Origin of the sequence: Veillonella caviae, from assembly GCF_003992125.1 — a bacterium.
In the GTDB taxonomy this organism is placed as follows: Bacteria; Bacillota; Negativicutes; order Veillonellales; family Veillonellaceae; genus Veillonella; species Veillonella caviae.
Map to the genome: position 1 here is coordinate 87,879 of NZ_RQUY01000001.1, position 19,729 is coordinate 107,607.

The following is a 19,729-nucleotide window of genomic DNA, read 5'->3' on the forward strand; positions in this document are numbered from 1 at the left end:
TATATGAAAAGAATGCAACGATTATGGCTAGTATTAATAGCTCTATTAATCCCTTTATTACTTGTTACAGGCTGTTCACAAGCAGATGTAACTAAGGCGGTTCAACAGGCTGCTTCTTACTCGATAGACACGAAGCAGACGAATGCAGAAGGACATGCAGATATTTATATGCTTGATATAGGTCAAGGTGATGCTATATTACTCAAAATAGGTGATGAGTATAGCATGATTGATACAGGTGATATTGAGCATCGGGAAAATATTGTAGCCCAACTCAAGACGATGGGGGTTACTAAGTTAAAAAATGTTATTATTACCCACCCTCATGCGGATCATATGGGGGGATTCTTGGCCATTACTAAAGCATTTCCTATAGAACATATATATGATGACGGCATTGATGTAGATAATAATATGTACAAGACATACGAACGATGGATTGAAAAAAATAAAATTCCTCGTAGCACTTTAAAACAAGGGGACGTTGTAGACTTCGGTCATGGTGCTGTATTTGTCGTATATGCTCCATGGGAAGATAGAATGATGGATAAGAATGGTAGCCTTGATTTAAATAATAATTCGATTGTAGGTAAATTTATATTTGGTAAATTTTCTATGTTGTTTACTGGTGATGCAGAGGGACAAGAAGAAAAACGACTCATAAAAGAGCAGAATAGTAAATTGTTTGCTCGCGTACTCAAGGTTGGACATCATGGATCTCGCACAAGTAGCTCAGAAGATTTTTTGAAGTCCGTTAAACCCGAGAGTGCATTAATTTCTAGTGGCTTGTATAATAAATATGGACATCCTCATGATGCGACATTGCGTCGTTTACAGGAGAATAATATTGCCATTTATCGTACGGATACGATGGGACGTATTCATATAAGTACGGATGGGAATGAATGGCAAATTTCTACAGAACGATGATAGATATGTATAATCGGTATACATATTTTCATGTTTGTATGAAATAATCTATCTATAATTTAATATTAGTTTATAGATAGATTTAACGATGAAACTTTGACGATGTCATCGATTCATCTCTGTGATTTGGACTAAATGTATGTCAGTTAGATTGGAGTGAATGTATTGCGTAAACTATTTTTTATTTGCTTTGCTTTTCTTATGGCGGTCCCCCTGCTGTTGAGCCAAGCAAAGGCTGCTGATTTACAGGATGCTCGTTGGGTGACGAGAACAGATGCACCTATACCATATGTACGTATGGTTATGGATTTGTCTGCGCCTGTGAAAGCAGCTGCTTCCATCAGTAAAGATGGAAAAACTACAACTATAACATTGAAAAAAACTAAGTTAGCAACATCTAAAAATAATATTAGCATGGATTCATCCATCGCCAGCTCTGCTCAATTAGTACAAGATGGTAAAGATGTAAAGGTTACTATTAAAACCCCGTCTGCATTAGATACAAAGGATTTAAAAGTATTTTCTTTAAAAAAAGATACGGTTAATAAAAAGCCGTATCGTATTGTTGTAGATGTGCAGAAAAAAGGTGTAGATCCAAAACCAAAAAATTATGGAAAGAAACCTTCTCCTGCAACATTGCCAGCGTCTAATAAAAGTTATGGTAGCGGTACATATGCCGTTTCTGGTGGGTTAAAAGGTAAGGTTATTACCATTGACCCAGGTCATGGCGGTAGTGATCCAGGTGCTATAGGACCTAGTGGATATCAAGAAAAACAAGCTACATTGCCGATTTCTTTGTATTTGAAATCCGCTTTGGAAGCGTATGGTGCTAAGGTTTATATGACCCGTACTACTGATGTAGATGTGTATGGCCCTAATGCAAGTGGTGTAGATGAATTGGGGGCTCGCGTAAACGTGGCTAATCGCAATAATTCAGATGCTTTCATTAGTGTTCATATCAATGCGTTTAATAATCCTAATGTAGGTGGTATTGCTACATATTATTACAGCAAAACCAGTCATGATGCACGATTAGCGCAAAAAATTCAAAGCCAAATTGCTAATACGCCTGGATTTAATGGTGATCGAGGTATTCAAGAAGGCAACTTGTATGTATTGAGACATTCGAATATGCCTGCTGTTCTCGTTGAATTAGGTTTTATTTCTAATCCACGAGAAGAAAGTGCATTAAAAAATCCTCAAACGGAGCAAGATTTTGCGAATCGTATTGCTAATGGCATAGTTAATTACTTTGGAGGTTAAGGATGAATATTCGTAATCAACTGGCAGCAATTGCTTGTGTAAGCATCCTCATCCTCGGAGCAGGCTGCAGTTCAAATCAATTACCTAATATGGATACTAATTCGTCTAGTCAATCTGTAAAAGTAAGTACTGGAGAGGAAACAACTAAAACTACTTCAAAGGCTATTAAAATGGTATATTTCATTCCTACAGAAGATGGTAAGGGCGTTAAACAAGTATCTGTAGAAACAACTGATGCTGTAACGCCAAAGGCGGCGTTACTTGCCATGTTAAAAGCCGACAGACAACAGCAATATCCGATTTTTTCTAAAGATATAGAGATAACATCGGTTACTGTAAAGGATGGCGTTGCTTCTGTAGAAGTAAATAAAGCCTTTATAGCTGGTAAGGGTGGGGACCTTACCGTTACATTACAGATGGCAGCTATTGTGAATACACTTACATCATTTAATGATATCAATAGTGTTTTATTTGTTAGCGATGGCAAGAAAGTTCCTGTTGTAGGTTCCTTTGATACAAAGAAACCTTTAAAACGAATGGAAAATTTAATTGTAAAATAATAAAATCGACTTCTTCCTATGAGGAAGAGGTCGATTTTTTATGTGCTTAATTATGTGTTACAATACATATGTATGATACATTAAGAAAAGGTGATACTATGCAACTAAAAGACGTAGGAGAATTTAATTTCATACATAGTATTCAAGATAATACAATCTATGATCCAGCTACTGTAGTAAATGGTATTGGCGATGATTGTGCTGTATATAAATCGAGTATAGGCTACGATCAACTGATTAGCACTGATACGATGGTAGAAGGTATACATTTTAGCTTTCATTATATGATGCCCTACGATGTAGGATATCGATTAATGACAGCTAATCTTAGCGATATTGCTGCTATGGGGGGGATTCCTAGACAAGTCGTTTTGTCGGTAGCGGCAGAGGAGTATGTTGATACGGATATATTACAAGATATTTATCGCGGTATAAAAGACCAATGTAGACGTTTTGGGGTGAATCTAATTGGCGGTGATACGGTTCGTATTAAAGGGCCTATGGTATGGACTATAACGATAATTGGTGAGGTCCCGTTTGGACAATCTGTTCTTCGTAGTGGTGCCAAGGTGGGTGATATTGTTGGTGTTACTAATTATATTGGCTATGCAGCTACAGGTTTAGCTGCGCTTACCCATTCTTTACAGGGGTATTCTATGACAACTATTGGACACCAACGGCCTAATCCTCAAATTGAGTTGGGTATACAATTACGTGAATTAGGCATTCATAGTATGAATGATATTAGCGATGGTCTTAGTAGTGAACTATGGGATATTGCTCAGGCCTCTCAAGTTGCTATTATTATTGATGAAGCAAGAGTGCCATTGCATGAAGAAACTTATAAGTTAGCTGCATCTTTACAGACAAATCCAGTTGATTATGCCTTATATGGGGGAGAAGATTTTCAACTTGTATTTACGGCGCCTAAGTCATTAGAATCATCGTTACAAGATTTGGATGGTATCACTATTATTGGTGAAGTTATAGAAGGAACCCCTAGTGTACAGGCAATAACGAAAGATAAAACCATTAGAACATTAGATGGGAAAGGATATAATCATTTTCATGAGTAAAAATAAGATTGTGTTAGAAACTCACAGTGTAGAAGCTACCCAAGCACTAGGTATCCGTTTAGGACAGTGGATACAAGAGCGACAAGAACCATTATGTATTGCTTTAGTAGGAGATTTGGGAACTGGTAAAACTCATATGTCCCAAGGCATTGCAAAGGGGTTAGGTGTGAATGAGGAAATCACGAGTCCTACATTTGCACTAATGAATACCTATAACAATGACAAAGGTAATGTATATCATTTCGATTTGTATCGCCTAGATGATGTTAGTGAATTAGAAAATATTGGTTTTTATGAATATACAGAAAATCAAATCAGCATTGTAGAGTGGGCTGACAAATTTAGTGATGAACTGCCTGTTGAAACTTTATGGATTACTATTACAACATTAGATACATCGAGTCGTCGATTGGAATTAGAGAGTTCCATTATTACTGAAGAAGAATTAGCTGCCATAGGAGGTACATATGTGGTTGGCCATTGAAACAAGTTCTCTTGTGTCTAGTGTAGCAGTTATGAATGATGAACGGTTACTAGGGGAAATTACGATTCAAGCTGGTCTTACTCATTCCGAGCAATTAGTGCCTCACATTGATACATTATTACGTATGACACAGGTTCAAAAAAGTGAATTACAAGGTATAGTAGTGAGTAGTGGTCCCGGTTCTTTCACAGGCCTTCGTATTGGCATGGGGACTGCTAAAGCTATGGCGTATGCGTTACACATTCCATTATATGGCGTTATGACAATGGATGCATTGGCTCGCAATATTCCGTATACGAGTCATATTATTTGTACTGTTATCGATGCACAAAAGCAACATGTGTATGCTGCATTATATACTTATGAAGGGGAAAGGTTGCGTCAATTAGAAGCTCCATTTGTAGTGTCCGCAGACCTGTTAGTAGAACGCTTACAAGCTAAAGGTGATGCAGTTATATTTGTCGGTGATGGTATTAAGCGTATTGCACCATTAGTAGAGAATGTAGAGCATTTACATATTGCTGATCCTATGTATAGAATTCCAAGGGCTAGCTCTTTATTGGTAGCCAGTCGTGAACGCATTGCTCTAGGTGAAATGGAAAACCCAATGGACATGGTTCCCTATTATATTCGCCGCAGCGAAGCAGAGGTTTTGTGGGAAGCTAAGCATAAAGATGACGTAGATATACATGAGGAGCCTACCGTAACTATTATCGAAGCCGCAGGACGTGAATACGATGAATATTAGAATTGCTACTGTAGAAGATGCTAAAGAGATTTATAGCATAGAAAATGCCTGTTTTTCTGTGCCCTGGAGCTTAGATTCTATCGAGGCTGAGTTGTGTGACCGAGATAAAAAAATCTATATAGTAATAGAAACGGAATTAGGTATAGAGGGTTATGCAGGGGCATGGCTCGTTTATGACGAAGGTCAAATTACCAATATTGCGGTTCATCCTACTGCACGTTGTAAAGGATATGGAAGAATATTAACAAAACAGTTAATTGATATATGTTTTGAAAAAGGCATGAATGAAATCTTTTTAGAAGTTCGCGTATCTAATTTACCCGCTTTGTCACTATATAGACAGTTAGGATTTACTGTAAAAGGTATTCGTAAAGATTACTATTCAGAACCAAAAGAAGATGCATATATTATGTCTTTTGTAAAAGAGGAATTACCATGAGTGTATATACATTAGCATTAGAGAGTAGCTGTGATGAAACATCTGCAGCAGTTCTAAAAGATGGACGTACTGTGCTTTCTAATGTCATCTCTAGCCAAGTACCAATACATAGAAAATTTGGTGGCGTCGTACCTGAAATTGCGTCCCGTCACCATATTGAACAAGTAATTCCTGTTATTGATCAGGCTCTATCTGATGCGGGAGTGACTTTACAAGATATAGACCACATTGGTGTTACCTATGGACCTGGACTTGTAGGCGCCTTATTAGTGGGGGTTGCAGCTGCCAAAGGACTTTCATTTGCCACTGGAATTCCATTGGTACCGGTACATCATATGGAAGGGCATATATTTGCTAATTTTCTTGCAAATCCTGAACTAGAACCTCCTTTTCTGAGCCTTGTCGTATCTGGTGGTCATACTATGATTGTACATGTGAAAGACTATGAAGAATTTGAGATTTTAGGGCAAACGAGAGATGATGCAGCTGGGGAAGCGTTTGATAAAATTGCGCGCGTCATGGGATTTCCTTATCCTGGAGGACCTCATATTGATAAACTAGCTGCTATGGGAAATCCAGAGGCCATTGATTTTCCACGAGCCCTTAACGAGGAAGGCAATTATGAATTTAGTTTTAGTGGTTTAAAATCAGCAGTGTTAAATTACTTAAATAGTAAGAGCCAAAAAGGTGAAATTATTAATGAAGCAGATGTGGCGGCATCCTTTCAAAAAGCTATTGTAGATGTATTAGTAGAGAAAACTCGAAATGCAGCTCGTGCATTAGGGGAAACTAAGATTACTATTGCTGGTGGCGTGTCTGCTAATAAAGGTTTACAACAAGCGTTACAGCATATGTGTGAAATAGAAGGATTTACCTATTATCAGCCGAGTAGCATTTTATCTACTGATAATGCGGCTATGATAGGTTGTCGCGCATATTATATGGCGCAAGCTGGTAAATTTAGCGATTTACATTTGAATGCTAAGCCCAGTGTACCTATTGGTGCTGTTGCATGGGGTGATACATCTAAATGAGTCGAGATATATATGAAGAGTTATTGTGTTATACACCACTCGATTCGCTACAATCATCTTTATTAGTTCATGTTAGTAAATTGTTAGTATTTGGTGAGTCTGTAACGCGTCATCGCATTACTATATATACACCGCTCATTAGGACTAATAAAAAGGAAGAAAAACAACAGGTTCTATGTATTTGTGCCCAAAAGTCTGAATTGACTGTTGTTCGTCGGAGCAGTTCCTTTTTGTGGAACCGTTTATTGCAGACTGGCAATGCCTTACAAGATACACAATATCATGGTTATGAATATGTATTTCCCATCGTCGATAATGGTGGCAAAATTATCGGTGGCATATCTTTTTTTGTAGAACGCAATGAATGTGACATACTACAAGAATATACTCTGGCCGATACCATGCATCGACTTATGTTGACAACTATTGAAGAGCATATCAAAGAGTATGAGCCTATTTCCTATTTAGATGGAGTTATTATTTTTGATCAATTGGGCACTATTTTATATGGTAATGAAGGGGCTCTACATTTAGCTGATATTATTGGTATGGATCGGAGATTAGTAGGTACATCTATTTTTGGCAGTTCTTTGAAAGTGTCTGCCATACAACAAGTATTGCATGAGCGTAGTCCTTTTATTTCAGAAGAAGTCTACCACCATATGGTGTTGCGCCAGCAGCTTATTCCTATCCCTATGGGCCGTAATGAGTCACGCTGTATTTTAGTTCTTCACGATTGCACCCGTGAAAGTAAACAACAACAAGAGTTATTAGTTAAAAATTCCATTATCAAAGAAATCCATCATCGCGTAAAGAATAATTTACAAACTGTAGCTGGATTACTTCGGATGGAAGCGAGACGCTCTAATTTGCCAGAAGTGAAGGTAGCTTTGCAAGAAGGAATTTCACGTATTGAAAGTATGGCGTTAGTTCATGATTTAGTATCACATTATGATGAGGACTATATTTCTATACGATCTATATATGATGAATTATGTAGACTGCTGCGTCAAAGCATGGTGCAACGAAATCAAGAAGTTGAATTTCGTTATACTGGTATTGAACATATAGTATCTTCTCATCAAGCTAGCTATATTTCCCTTATTATTAATGAGTTGATTACTAATAGTTTAGAACACGGTTTACAAGGTCAAGATGGAAATATAATGCTCACCGTAGAGGATGATGAGAAACGAGTGAGATTAATCTTACAAGATAGTGGTGTGGGATTTCCGAATGAATTTAACATGTCTAAAAGTAAACGATTGGGTATGCAAATTATCAATAATCTTGTTACCCATGAATTAGATGGTACTATAGAGATTGAAAAAGGCGTGCCTGGTGGAGTAGTAAAAATATATATTAAAAAGGACTGATACATATGCGTGTAGTCATTGTTGATGATGAATCTTTAATACGAATGGATTTGAGGGATATATTAGAGTCCCAAGGTCATGAAGTATTAGGGGAAGGTTGTAATGGTGTAGAAGCTATTACTTTGTGTAAAACATTACAACCAGATGTGGTTCTTATGGATGTGAAGATGCCGGAGTTAGATGGGATTGAAGCAGCGAGACAGATTGGATATGCTCATTTAGCACCAGTTGTATTATTAACTAGCTTTAGCCAACAAGATTTAATTGATAGAGCTCGCGAGTCTGGTGTGTACGGATATCTTATAAAACCTGTACGAGAAGACCAACTAGTACCAACTTTGCAAATGGCGATAGGTCGATTTAATGATGATACAATGTCAAGACAACAGATTCTCGATTTAGAGAAATCATTGGAAGAGAGAAAAATCATTCAAAAAGCTACAGGAATTTTGATGGATTTGTATCATATTTCAGAGGATGAAGCGTATCAGCGAATCCGTACATTAAGTATGAAACGACGTACATCGGTAGCAGAAATTGCGCAATTGATTATAAAACAGTCTGCTAGTGGAACTAAATAAATGTAAAAACCTCTAACATTCGACTTTATATATCGAATGTTAGAGGTTTTTACATAGTTGCATAAGAAATAAGAAATTTGATAGTTCTTATATAGCGGTATTAAAGTGCATTCAAAGTGAAAATAGTGAAGAAAGATTAATAAACATCAAAATAGTCAAAAAATCAAAAATAATACTTGCAATTATTTGGACATCGGTTATAATAATACATGTGATTAGCACTCGATGTATTTGAGTGCTAACAAAGAAATGAACTAATAAATAAGGAGTGACATCGTATGTTAAAACCATTAGCTGATCGCGTTGTAATTCGTTTAGTAGAAAAAGAAGAAAAAACTAAAAGTGGTATTTTCCTTCCAGACACAGCAAAAGAAAAACCTCAAGAAGGTGAAGTAGTAGCTGTAGGCGCTGGTAAAGTATATGATAATGGTCAACGTGTAGCTCTGGAAGTTAATGTTGGTGACCGCGTTATGTTTGCCAAATATGCTGGTACTGAAGTGGAAATCGATGGTGCTACACATTTGATTATTAGCGAACGCGATATTTTAGCTGTTTTATAATATAAAGTTCCTGTTTAGGAGGTAATAGATATGGCAAAAGAAATTTTGTTTAATGAAGAAGCTCGCCGCGCGCTTGGCCGTGGTGTTGATCAATTGGCAAATGCGGTAAAAGTAACATTGGGACCTAAAGGCCGCAATGTTGTATTGGATAAAAAATTTGGTGCCCCTACCATTACTAATGATGGTGTAACTATTGCTCGTGATATTGAATTACCAGATCCATTTGAAAACATGGGTGCTCAACTTGTAAAAGAAGTAGCAACAAAAACAAATGATGTAGCTGGTGATGGTACAACTACGGCTACTGTATTGGCGCAAGCTATGATTCAAGAAGGTATGCGTAATGTGGCGGCTGGTGCAAACCCAATGATTTTGAAAAAAGGCATTGAAACAGCTGTTAATACTTTGGTAGAAGAAGTGAAAAAACGCGCTATTAAAGTATCTGGCAAAGCAGAAATCGCTCAAGTTGCTAGTGTATCTGCTGCTGACGAAGAAATCGGTGGTTTGATTGCTGAAGCTATGGAGAAAGTTGGTAATGACGGTGTTATTACTGTTGAAGAATCCAAAGGCTTGCAAACTGCATTGAATGTAGTTGAAGGTATGCAATTTGACCGCGGTTACATTTCCCCTTACATGGTAACTGATCCTGACCGTATGGAAGCAGTTATGGATAATCCTTACATCTTGATTACTGACCGTAAAATTAGTGCTATTGCTGATATGCTTCCAACACTTGAAAAAGTAGTAAAAGTAGGTAAAGAACTTCTTATCATTGCTGAAGATGTAGAAGGCGAAGCTTTGGCAACATTGGTTGTAAACCGTTTGCGTGGCACTTTTAAAGCTGTTGCAGTTAAAGCACCTGGTTTCGGTGATCGCCGTAAAGCAATGCTTGAAGATATCGCTATTTTAACTGGTGGTACTGTTATTACTGAAGATATGGGTCGTAAACTTGATTCTGTTGAATTGGAAGACCTTGGTACAGCCCGTCAAGTTCGCATTTCTAAAGATGAAACTACTATCATCGATGGCGTAGGCAACAAAGAAGTAATTGCACAACGGGTTAACCAAATTCGTGCACAAGTAGAAGAAACAACTTCCGATTTCGACCGTGAAAAATTGCAAGAACGTCTTGCTAAATTGTCCGGTGGTGTAGCTGTTATCGAAGTAGGTGCTGCTACAGAAGTTGAAATGAAAGATAAAAAACTTCGCATCGAAGATGCATTGAATGCGACTCGTGCAGCAGTGGAAGAAGGTATCGTAGCAGGTGGTGGTACTACTTTCATCGATATTATCCCTGCCCTTGATACATTAGAAGCTACTGGAGATGTACAAACAGGTATTAACCTTGTTAAACGCGCTGTAGAAGAACCAGTTCGTCAAATCGCTTATAATGCAGGCCTTGAAGGTTCTGTTGTTGTTGAAAAAGTGAAAAATACTGATGCTGGTGTAGGCTTCAACGCATTAACTGAAGAATACGTAGACATGGTGAAAGCTGGTATCGTAGATCCTGCCAAAGTAACTCGTTCTGCGCTTCAAAATGCTGCATCCATCGCAGCTCTTGTATTGACTACTGAAACAATCGTAGCTGATAAAGTAGATGAAAATGCTGCAGCGCCTGCTATGCCTCCAATGGGTGGCATGGGCGGTATGATGTAATCTGCTGACTTAGTCATAAACAACATGTGATTTAGTAAACTAAATCATTGATATAAAGCTTACTAACTAGTAACCGAAATAAGAGCATCTCTTTCCGTATGGTGAGAGATGCTCTTTAATATTCTTGTAACCGATGAGATATAAAATCTATGAACCGTGTTACTTATGAACCAATTGCATATATTGGTGGATAAAATAGACATAATTTTAAAATTAGTATAGTTAATGGTTCATCAAAAGTTTTTATACCCTCTATAAGTGACTTTTATTATCATTGTACTAAAGAACCTTATATAATGAAAACATAGAATGACTAGTATTCATTCTATGCATGGTATTAGTGATTTAACTAATTACTATTCTGTATTGTTACGAATGAACGCACTTACAAAAATCTAACTTTCATGTTTTCTTATGGAGGATTTCCTTATGTACGGAGAAACACTTCTTGGTGCAATGGGGATATTGATGATTGTAACGATCATTTGGGCGTTAATTCAATCTAAAACAAACCCTGTACCTATTTTTGTTATTGTTCCAATTGCAGCAGCAATTATTGTTGGCTTTGGTCCACAAGAGATTTTTGAATTTATTAAAACCGGTGTATCAAAAACTTGGTCTACTGCGGTATTATTTATTTTCTCTATCGTATTTTTCTCTCTCATGGGCGATGTAGGCTTGTTTGACCCAATGGTTAACTGGCTTGCTAGAAAAGCTGGCGATAACATTATGGCTGTTACAGTAGCAACTTCTTTGATTGCTGTAATTGCTCATATGGACGGAGCTTTGGCATCTACATTGTTAATTACAATTCCTGCGATGCTCCCTGTGTATAAAAAATTACACATTCGTCCAGTTACCTTATTAGTAATTATCGGGGCCGCTATGAGTATTATGAACTTAGTACCATGGGGTGGTCCTGTAGCTCGTACTGGCGTTGTATTGAATGCAGATGTAAATGCATTGTGGCAAGAATTAATTCCTTTACAAGGTATTGGTCTTATCATTCTTGTCGTGTTCGCAGCCTATATGGGGTGGGTAGAAAAACGTCGTGGTGCTGGTCTTAATCCAACTGGTAAAGCAGCTTTGCTTGATTCTACTATTGAAGAAAATGATATGGGTCCTTCCCAAGCAGATTTCGATGCAATGAAACGCCCTAAATTGATTTGGGTTAATTTGCTCATTACTCTTGCTGTAATCGGCCTTCTTTGCTTCACAAAAATTCCATTATATGGCGCATTTATGCTTGGCTTAGCACTAGCGTTGATTATCAACTTCCCTGGTGCGAAAGCACAATCTAAAGCTATCAAAATGCATGCTGATACAGCATTAACTATGCCTATGATCTTGTTAGCTTCTGGCGTATTCTTAGGTGTATTAGATGGTACTGGCATGATGAAATCTATGGCCTCCTTGCTCATCGGCTTAGTGCCTGATGCAATTGGTGGTCATTTGCAAACAGTATTCGGTATCCTTGGTGTGCCAATCGGTATGTTGTTAGGTACTGATTCTTACTTCTTTGGACTCGTTCCATTGGCAATCAGTGTAGGTGAAAAGTTTGGTATTGATGGACACAATATGGCAATGGCAATGTTGATTTCCAAAAACTACGGTGTATTAGTTACACCTCATGCGGCAACAACATTCTTGGCATGTGGTTTGGCAGGCGTAGAAATCAAAGATATGTTGAAATTCTGTGCTCCTCGCTTATTCATTCTTTCCCTCATTTCTTTAGCTTTTGGTGCAATGTTAGGTTTATTCTCAATCTAATATAATTTCATATGTAACATACAGAATTTATGAAAGAAACCGTAATGAAATACAATGTAGTTCATTACGGTTTTTTTATTGAGGGTAACCTAGTTGGTTCGATATAAAAATTGATTTTACTAGGTATCTATGTTATAATTCTATAGAATTTTATATTCGAGTCTAATTTGACATAGCATTCATTATCACTGTATAATAACCATATAGATAAAAATCGATTTATTATGAGGTGATATTATGTTGAGTTTCTTATTTAAAGGTAAACCAAACTATATAAACTTTGGCTTATTGTTTTATCGCATTGCTTTAGGTGCGTCTATGTTTTATCATGGCTACTTAAAGTGGTTGAGTGGATCTGAGGGCTTATATAAAGTAGGTGCTATGCTTGCACCTCTTGGTGTGTCTGGTGGTTATGAATTATTAGGTACTGCAGCAGCTATTGCTGAAATGCTTGGTGGTATTTTGATAATTCTTGGTTTATTCACTCGTATTGGTGCTCTATTATTGGTAGGGACATTAGCGGTAGCAACTATATTGCACATTAATGGTAATTTCTTTGGTTGGGATTATCCGTCTCAAATGGCCTTTGGTGCTATTATGCTATTCTTTGCTGGGGCTGGCCGATATAGTTTTGATGCATTTATCTTTAAAAAATAATTATGTTTATAAAGACTCATCAGCGATGAGTCTTTTCCTTTTTATAATAAGAGGTCATTATGAATCAAAAAACACTTCCATTTACATCGGAGCAATTAGAATCTATTATTGCTCAATATCCAACGCCATTTCATATTTATGACGAAGAAGGTATCTTGGAAAATATGCGCCAATTTTTGGCAGCTTTCAGTTGGAACGAAGGTTTTAAACAGTATTTCGCTGTGAAAGCAACGCCAAATCCTTACATTATGCGTCTATTACAATCATTGGGGGTCGGCGCTGACTGCTCTTCCTTGGCTGAATTATTGCTTTGTGAAAAAGTAGGCATCATTGGTCACGACATTATGTTTACATCCAATGATACGCCTTATGTGGAATATAAAAAAGCGTTGGAACTTGGCGCTATTATTAACTTAGATGATATTACGCATATCGATTATTTGATGAAACATCATGGTTCTTTGCCTGAAACAATGTGCTTGCGTTATAATCCAGGTAATTTGAAAACTGGCGGTAACGACATCATTGGTTTGCCAACAGAAGCAAAATACGGAATGACTCGCGAACAAGCATTAGAGGCGTATAAACAAATGAAAGATCTTGGTGTAAAACACTTTGGTTTACATGTTATGTTGGCATCTAATGATCGCGATGTAAATGCACATAAACAAACTGCTGAAATCTGCTTTGAATTTGCATTGGAAATCCGTGAAAAACTTGGCATCAATATCGAATTCATCGATCTTGGTGGCGGCGTAGGTGTTGCGTACCGTCCAGAAGAAGAGCCAATTAATTTCAACGAGCTAGGCGCTGCTGTGAAAGAAGCATATGACAATATCTTGGGGGCTAATAATTATCCTCATGTTCAGTTAGCTTATGAATGTGGTCGTATGGTAACAGGACCGTTTGGCTACCTCATTTCTACAGCCATTCATAAAAAAGATATTTACCGTCAATACATCGGTTTAGATTCTTGTATGGCTAATTTGATGCGCCCTGCATTATATGGTTCCTACCATCACATTACGGTAATGGGGAAAGAAAATGCACCAAAAGATCATGTATATGATGTAACAGGTTCCTTGTGTGAAAATAATGATAAATTCGCCATTCAACGAGAATTGCCTAAAATCGATATCGGCGATCGTATCATTATCCACGATGCTGGTGCTCATGGTCATGCAATGGGCTTTAACTACAATGGTAAATTGCGTTCTGCAGAACTTTTATTACACAAAGATGGTTCTGTTACACAAATTCGCCGTGCTGAAACATATGATGATTTATTTAGCACATTAGATTTTTCTAATTTGTAATTGTGAAAGCTAATCTAAGTATAGATAAATGTTTCTTATTTCTAGGGATGATTAGTTTGGCGAATATAGGATTTGCACAATTTTAATTGCTATAAGAAAATAGATATTGAGAATTAAATAGAGTTGAGAATGACTATTAAAATATACTGTGGAATCTGAATACATAAGGAAATTTTTTAATTCCTGTATATTTTAGTAGGATTATCTTGCTATCATTTAGATAAGAATGTATAATGAGTGTAGATTGTTATGCACATGCTTGCTAAAGTAGCGAGAAATTACGGCGGTATTCACCTTTGTGCGTACCGCCTTTTTATATGTGTACTATAAATGTATAACTTATATAGATCGATAGAGTGATGACAAAGGAGTGAAATATTTTGGCTGAACTACTTCAGATAAAAGATTTAGAGGTATCCGTTGAGGATAAAAAGATTCTAAAAGGTATTGATTTGACAATTAATAAAGGTGAAATCCACGTAGTTATGGGTACTAATGGTGCTGGTAAATCTACATTAGCAAATGCTATTATGGGTAATCCTTTATATACTGTAGATAAAGGTTCTATCACATTTGATGGGGAAAATATTACAGAAGATGCTGTTAATGACCGTGCAAAAAAAGGTATTTTCATGTCTTTTCAAAACCCAATCTCTGTTCCTGGGATTACTGTAGAAAACTTTATTCGTACTGCAAAATCTACCATTACAGGTGAAACTGTACGCGCCTTAGCTTTTAAAAAAGAATTGAAACAAAAAATGGATGAATTGTCCTTTGATACGTCCTATGCACAGCGCTATGTAAATGAAGGTTTCTCTGGTGGTGAACGCAAGAAAAATGAAATTCTTCAAATGTCTATTTTGAACCCTAAATTGGCTATTCTCGATGAAACTGACTCTGGTCTCGACGTCGATGCTGTACGTATTGTATCCGAAGGGGTTGGTCGTTTCCATAATGAGGATAATGCGGTATTGATTATCACTCATCATAATCAAATCCTTCAAAAATTAAAACCTGATTTTGTTCATGTTTTGATTAACGGTAAAATTGTTAAGACTGGTGATGCTTCTTTAGTGCGTGAAATCGAAGAAACAGGTTACGACGCATATAAAACATTAGCTTAGGAGGCAGAATGGAACAACGAAAAAAGACCCAATTAGCGGAGATGGATCGCGGCGTCTATGATATTAAGAATGAATTTGAATATTCTTATATTGCCAATGCTGGTTTAACGGAAGAAATCGTTCGCGAAATCTGGGCTAATAAAAAAGAACCTGAATGGATGCTAGAGTTCCGTTTGAAATCTCTAGACATTTATAATCGCATGGGGATTCCTAATTGGATTCCTGATATTAGCGGTTTAAATATGGAAAATATTCATACCTATGTAAAGCCAAAGGTAGATATGAAGGAAGACTGGAATGAAGTTCCAGAGGATATTAAAAATACTTTTGACCGCCTTGGTATTCCAGAAGCAGAAAAAACATCGCTTGCTGGTGTAGGGGCCCAATACGATTCAGAAGTTGTGTATCATAGCATTCAAGAAGATCTTGTAAAGCAAGGTGTTATTTATACTGATATTGAAACGGCTCTTCATGAACATGAAGATATTGTTAAGCAATATTGGATGACGTTGATTCCACCTACAGATCATAAATGGGCAGCTCTTCATGGTGCGGTATGGTCTGGTGGTTCTTTTGTGTATGTACCGGCTGGCGTACAAGTAGATATTCCATTACAATCTTATTTTCGGTTAAATGCACCAGGTGCAGGTCAATTTGAACATACGATGATTATCGTAGAAGAAGGAGCAAAGGTGCATTTCATCGAAGGTTGCTCTGCTCCTAAATACGATATATCCAATCTTCATGCAGGAGCCGTAGAATTGTTTGTAAAAGATAATGCTACATTACGCTATTCTACCATTGAGAACTGGTCCAAGAATATGTACAATTTGAATACAAAACGAGCTATTGTTGGTAAAGGTGGCACTATTGAATGGGTTTCTGGCTCTTTTGGATCCCGTGTATCATGTTTGTATCCAATGAGTATCCTCAATGGTGAAGGGGCTCATGCTGAATTTACTGGCGTTACATTTGCTGGGGAAGGTCAGTTCCTAGATACTGGTTGTAAAGTGGTACATAATGCACCGTATACGACAAGTAATGTAAACTCTAAATCTATCTCCAAATCCGGCGGTGCTGCCATCTATCGTGGCCTTTTGAAAATCGGTCCTAATGCAGAACATGCAAAAGCTACTGTATCTTGTGAATCCTTGATGCTTGATGAGATTTCTCAATCCGATACAATTCCAGCCATTATTGTAGAAAATGATAATGTTGATTTAGGTCATGAAGCGAAAATTGGCCGTATTTCAGATGAAGCGATTTTCTATTTAATGACTCGTGGTATTAGTGAAGAAGAGGCTCGCGCTATGCTTGTACGCGGTTTTGTTGAGCCTATTTCTAAAGAATTGCCACTTGAATATGCTGTAGAAATGAACAATTTAATTAATCTTGAATTAGAAGGTTCTATCGGTTAGGAGGTCCATATGAGCGAATTACTATTTAATGAACTCCCAAGACCTACCTTTAGATGGTTACGTGTAAACCATACTCCAGCAAGTCTATGGGGCGAAGCAGAAGAAGCTAAAGGTGTTATTGTAAAAGGTAATGATGCTATTATTGCTACTTTACCTATAGGTACGGCTTTAGTTAATGAAAATTATAAAGGCGCTAATAGTGAAGCATTGTGTCAATTAATTGATACAGCAGAAGCATATCGCATTGAAGTGCCAGCACAAGCAAAAGAAGTTATTGGTATTCGCATCGATGGCAGTGCTCGCATTGCTAGTCGATTCCAATTCATCATCGGTGAAGGTGCAGACGTAGAAGTTCAATTTTATTTGGATGGTGAATCTAAAGAAGCTACTAATATACAATATTTAAACGAGTATGTTGTAAATGCTGACGCAAAAGTAGTTGTTAAAAAAGTAAACCTCTTAGGTTCTACATTACAACATATTGAACATCGCTATACCAAATTAGAAGAGCGTGCTGATGTGGAATTTATCAATGTAGAAGTGGGCGGTAAAGAAAACTTCTTACATTATGAACATGATTTACAAGGCGAAGCTTGTAAAATTGTTCACGATATTGCTTATTTAGGTAATAAAGATCAAAAGTTTGATATTTCTATGGTAATGACTCACAGAGGTAAGAAATCTTTTAGTGATATCCATACATTAGGTGCCTTAAGTGATAGGGCAAAAAAATCTTTCCGTGGCACATTAGATTTTCTTCGTGGTGCTACTGCATCTGAAGGGGCCGAAGAAGATACCTGTTTATTATTGGATCCTACTGTTAAATCTATCTCTTTGCCATTGTTGTTGTGTAAAGAAGATAATGTAGTAGGTAATCATGCCGCTAGTGCAGGACAAATTGATGCGAATAAATTGTTCTACCTTATGAGTCGTGGTTTTAGCGAAGTAGAAGCAAAGCATATGATTGTTGAGTCTATGATTCGTCCAATTATTGACCGCATTGGTGATGAAGTCATTGAAGATGCTGCTCTTACTGCAGTACGTAATAAAATTTAAAGAGGAATTGTTATGAGACCTATTACAGAAGCATACAAAGATTTTCCCATATTACATAAAGAGCATAATGGGCACCGTGTTATTTATTTAGATAGTGGTGCAACTGCACAAATTCCTCAGATGGTTATAGATCGCGTAGTAGACCATATGCTTCACCATAATGGTAACCCTCATCGAGGATCTCACATTTTAGCTATTGAAGCATCCGAAGCATATGAAAATGCTCGAGATCGTGTTGTGGAATTCATCAATGCTCGTGAGCGGGAAGAAATTGTATTTACCCGTAATAGTACTGAGTCTATGAACCTCATTGCTCATAGCTACGGCCTTAATAATCTCAATAAAGGAGATAAAATTATTATTACTGTAGCAGAACATCATGCTAATCTTGTAACATGGCAGTATGTATCACAAAAAACAGGTGCTACATTGGAATACATGTATTTAGATGAAACAGGGCACTTAAAAGACGGGGAAATTGATAAAATTGATGAAAGTACAAAAATTGTAGCTTTTGCTCATGTTAGCAATGTGCTTGGAATGGAATTTCCAGTAAAACAATTGACTGAAAAGGCTCACTCTGTTGGGGCTGTAGTCGTTCTTGATGGAGCTCAATCTACGCCACATATGAAAATCGATGTGCAAGAACTAGATTGTGATTTCTTTGTATTCTCAGGACATAAAATGTGTGCTTCCCAAGGGATTGGTGTACTTTATGGTAAACGCAATTTACTAGAGTCGATGCCACCGTTTTTATTAGGTGGAGATATGATTGAATATGTAAAAGAACAAACTACTACATTCAATGAATTGCCTTATAAATTTGAAGCTGGTACACCGAATGCTGATGGTGCAGTATCTTTACATGCTGCTATGGACTATTTAGATTCTTTCGGTATGGATGCTATTGAAGCGTATGAAGAAGAGTTAGTAGACTACGTATTGCCTAAAATGCTTGAGATTCCTCATGTTCATATTGTAGGGACTACAAATCCAAAGGAAAAACATGGTGTCATTGCTTTCACCGTAGATGATGTACATCCTCATGATGTGGCTACAATTCTTGATTCTAAAGGTATTTGTGTACGTTCTGGACATCATTGTGCACAGCCATTAGGTGCATTTTATAATATTTCTGCATCTACTCGTTTAAGTATGTATCTATATACTAGAAAAGAAGATTTAGATGTATTTTTAGAAGTATTAAAAACTGTACGCTCTGTTATGGGATTGCAAGATTAGGAGATTAGATAGTCTATGGAAATGGATCAATTATATACAGAACTTATCTTAGAACATAACCAAGATAAGCGTAATAAACGTGAATTGGCAAGATTTACTGCTTCTGAACATGGGCATAATCCAAGTTGTGGCGATGATTTGACACTACAAGTCAATGTAGAAGATGGTATTGTAAAAGATGCAGCTTATACTGGTTCTGGTTGTGCTATTAGTCAAGCGTCTGCTTCTATGATGATTGATATTATTAAAGGCAAATCTGTAGAAGAAGCTTTGCGTTTAGTAGAATTATTCTTAGGAATGATTAAAAAAGATGTTACTGATGAAGCAGAATTAGAAGAATTAGAAGATGCGATGGCATTGCAAAATATTTCTAATATGCCAGCTCGTGTAAAATGTGCTGTTCTTGCATGGCATACATTGAAAGAGGCATTAAATTAGT

20 protein-coding genes are annotated in these 19,729 nt (G+C 37.0%); all 20 read left to right on the forward strand.

Annotated elements, in window-relative coordinates:
• Positions 1-3 precede the first annotated feature (3 nt).
• A complete protein-coding gene (locus tag EO120_RS00470) occupies positions 4-930 on the forward strand; it encodes a ComEC/Rec2 family competence protein (RefSeq protein WP_127133543.1) in 927 nt (308 codons plus the stop codon).
• Between the two features lie 165 nt (positions 931-1,095).
• Positions 1,096-2,193 carry an N-acetylmuramoyl-L-alanine amidase family protein gene (locus tag EO120_RS00475; RefSeq protein ID WP_127133544.1) on the forward strand — a complete coding sequence of 366 codons (1,098 nt, stop codon included), beginning with the start codon at positions 1,096-1,098 and terminating at the stop codon, positions 2,191-2,193.
• 2 nt (positions 2,194-2,195) lie between these two features.
• Positions 2,196-2,753 (forward strand): GerMN domain-containing protein, encoded by a 558-nt coding sequence (locus EO120_RS00480; RefSeq protein ID WP_127133545.1) that lies wholly within the window; start codon positions 2,196-2,198, stop codon positions 2,751-2,753.
• A 98-nt stretch (positions 2,754-2,851) separates the two neighbouring features.
• Complete coding sequence (thiL, locus tag EO120_RS00485; protein WP_127133546.1) at positions 2,852-3,829, forward strand: thiamine-phosphate kinase; 978 nt, start codon at positions 2,852-2,854, stop codon at positions 3,827-3,829.
• Positions 3,822-4,313: a tRNA (adenosine(37)-N6)-threonylcarbamoyltransferase complex ATPase subunit type 1 TsaE gene (gene tsaE / locus EO120_RS00490; protein WP_127133547.1), complete on the forward strand. Its 492-nt coding sequence runs from the start codon at positions 3,822-3,824 to the stop codon at positions 4,311-4,313. The genes thiL and tsaE overlap by 8 nt, the downstream gene beginning before the upstream one ends.
• Positions 4,297-5,061, forward strand: a complete 765-nt coding sequence (gene tsaB / locus EO120_RS00495; RefSeq protein ID WP_127133548.1) for a tRNA (adenosine(37)-N6)-threonylcarbamoyltransferase complex dimerization subunit type 1 TsaB — start codon at positions 4,297-4,299, stop codon at positions 5,059-5,061. Before tsaE ends, tsaB begins: the two co-directional genes overlap by 17 nt.
• Positions 5,051-5,500, forward strand: coding sequence for a ribosomal protein S18-alanine N-acetyltransferase (gene rimI, locus EO120_RS00500; protein WP_127133549.1), 450 nt, complete (start codon positions 5,051-5,053; stop codon positions 5,498-5,500). The genes tsaB and rimI overlap by 11 nt, the downstream gene beginning before the upstream one ends.
• On the forward strand, positions 5,497-6,534 hold the full coding sequence (gene tsaD, locus EO120_RS00505; RefSeq protein WP_127133550.1) for a tRNA (adenosine(37)-N6)-threonylcarbamoyltransferase complex transferase subunit TsaD: 1,038 nt from the start codon (positions 5,497-5,499) through the stop codon (positions 6,532-6,534). Before rimI ends, tsaD begins: the two co-directional genes overlap by 4 nt.
• Positions 6,531-7,910 carry a sensor histidine kinase gene (locus EO120_RS00510; RefSeq protein WP_127133551.1) on the forward strand — a complete coding sequence of 460 codons (1,380 nt, stop codon included), beginning with the start codon at positions 6,531-6,533 and terminating at the stop codon, positions 7,908-7,910. Before tsaD ends, EO120_RS00510 begins: the two co-directional genes overlap by 4 nt.
• Before the next feature lie 5 nt (positions 7,911-7,915).
• Positions 7,916-8,491 carry an ANTAR domain-containing response regulator gene (locus tag EO120_RS00515; protein ID WP_127133552.1) on the forward strand — a complete coding sequence of 192 codons (576 nt, stop codon included), beginning with the start codon at positions 7,916-7,918 and terminating at the stop codon, positions 8,489-8,491.
• Between the two features lie 278 nt (positions 8,492-8,769).
• On the forward strand, positions 8,770-9,051 hold the full coding sequence (gene groES, locus EO120_RS00520; RefSeq protein ID WP_127133553.1) for a co-chaperone GroES: 282 nt from the start codon (positions 8,770-8,772) through the stop codon (positions 9,049-9,051).
• Between the two features lie 30 nt (positions 9,052-9,081).
• Positions 9,082-10,707 (forward strand): chaperonin GroEL, encoded by a 1,626-nt coding sequence (gene groL, locus EO120_RS00525; RefSeq protein WP_127133554.1) that lies wholly within the window; start codon positions 9,082-9,084, stop codon positions 10,705-10,707.
• A gap of 429 nt (positions 10,708-11,136) precedes the next feature.
• Complete coding sequence (locus EO120_RS00530) at positions 11,137-12,477, forward strand: CitMHS family transporter (protein ID WP_127133555.1); 1,341 nt, start codon at positions 11,137-11,139, stop codon at positions 12,475-12,477.
• Between the two features lie 237 nt (positions 12,478-12,714).
• Entirely contained in the window at positions 12,715-13,134 is a 420-nt protein-coding gene (locus EO120_RS00535) for a DoxX family protein (protein ID WP_127133556.1), read from the forward strand.
• 59 nt (positions 13,135-13,193) lie between these two features.
• Positions 13,194-14,450 carry a diaminopimelate decarboxylase family protein gene (locus EO120_RS00540; protein WP_127133557.1) on the forward strand — a complete coding sequence of 419 codons (1,257 nt, stop codon included), beginning with the start codon at positions 13,194-13,196 and terminating at the stop codon, positions 14,448-14,450.
• Between the two features lie 380 nt (positions 14,451-14,830).
• Positions 14,831-15,574: a Fe-S cluster assembly ATPase SufC gene (gene sufC / locus EO120_RS00545; RefSeq protein ID WP_127133558.1), complete on the forward strand. Its 744-nt coding sequence runs from the start codon at positions 14,831-14,833 to the stop codon at positions 15,572-15,574.
• An 8-nt stretch (positions 15,575-15,582) separates the two neighbouring features.
• Positions 15,583-16,992, forward strand: coding sequence for a Fe-S cluster assembly protein SufB (gene sufB / locus EO120_RS00550; RefSeq protein WP_127133559.1), 1,410 nt, complete (start codon positions 15,583-15,585; stop codon positions 16,990-16,992).
• A 9-nt stretch (positions 16,993-17,001) separates the two neighbouring features.
• Positions 17,002-18,048, forward strand: a complete 1,047-nt coding sequence (locus tag EO120_RS00555) for a SufB/SufD family protein (protein WP_127133560.1) — start codon at positions 17,002-17,004, stop codon at positions 18,046-18,048.
• 12 nt (positions 18,049-18,060) lie between these two features.
• Positions 18,061-19,290: a SufS family cysteine desulfurase gene (locus EO120_RS00560; RefSeq protein ID WP_127133561.1), complete on the forward strand. Its 1,230-nt coding sequence runs from the start codon at positions 18,061-18,063 to the stop codon at positions 19,288-19,290.
• Positions 19,291-19,305: 15 nt separating this feature from the next.
• The gene (gene sufU / locus EO120_RS00565) at positions 19,306-19,728 is read left to right on the forward strand and encodes a Fe-S cluster assembly sulfur transfer protein SufU (protein ID WP_127133562.1); all 423 of its coding nucleotides are present in this window, start codon (positions 19,306-19,308) and stop codon (positions 19,726-19,728) included.
• The last annotated feature ends 1 nt before the right edge of the window (position 19,729 follow it).